Raw genomic sequence first — 770 nt, forward strand, 5'->3', positions numbered from 1 at the left:
CTGAACAACGCCGATCCGGCGGTGCAAGGCCTGAAGGAAGGCGAAAGCCTGGTGCGGCCGATCACCGTGACCAGCGCGGACGGCACCACCCATGTCATCACCGTGACCATTGCCGGTACCAACGAAACGGCAACCACCGGTGCCGGCACGGTGCAGGAAGACACGACGCTGACGGCGGACGGCACGCTGGTCGCCACCGGGGTCGCCACCTTCGTGCCGACCACGCAGAACGGCACCTACGGCTCGCTGAGCATTGATGCCAACGGCCACTGGACCTACACGCTGAACAACGCGGACCCGGTGGTGCAGGCGCTGATCACCGGCCAGACCGAGACCGAAACCTTTACCGTCACGCTGGATGATGGCGCCACCACTACCGTGACCATCAACGTGCTGGGCCTGGATGACGGCGCGATCATCGTGCCGCACACCCCGGGCGCGGATGCGGGGCTGGTGAAGGAAGACGTCATCCTGACCGTGGGCGGCAAGCTGGACGTGACCGACCCGGACGCGGGGCAGGCGGTATTCAACGCCGGCACCATCCAGGATGGCGTGTACGGTTCGCTGACCATCGACGCGGCGGGGAACTGGACCTACACCCTGAACAACGCCGATCCGGCGGTGCAGGTGCTCAAGGAAGGCGAAAGCCTGGTGCGGCCGATCACCGTGACCAGCGCCGACGGCACCACCCACGTCATCACCGTGACCATTGCCGGTACCAATGAAACGGCAACCACCGGCACCGGCACGGTGCAGGAAGATACGACGCT

The 770-nt window shown here is 65.8% G+C and carries 1 protein-coding gene; it reads left to right on the forward strand.

Translation table 11 applies throughout. The annotated features are described in order from the left end of the window. Nucleotides 1–770, forward strand: a 770-nt coding sequence (locus tag FAZ21_RS20060) for a VCBS domain-containing protein (protein ID WP_211243553.1), incomplete at both ends; no start/stop codon positions are given.

It is taken from the genome of Chitiniphilus eburneus, assembly GCF_005048205.1.
Classification (GTDB): domain Bacteria; phylum Pseudomonadota; class Gammaproteobacteria; order Burkholderiales; family Chitinibacteraceae; genus Chitiniphilus; species Chitiniphilus eburneus.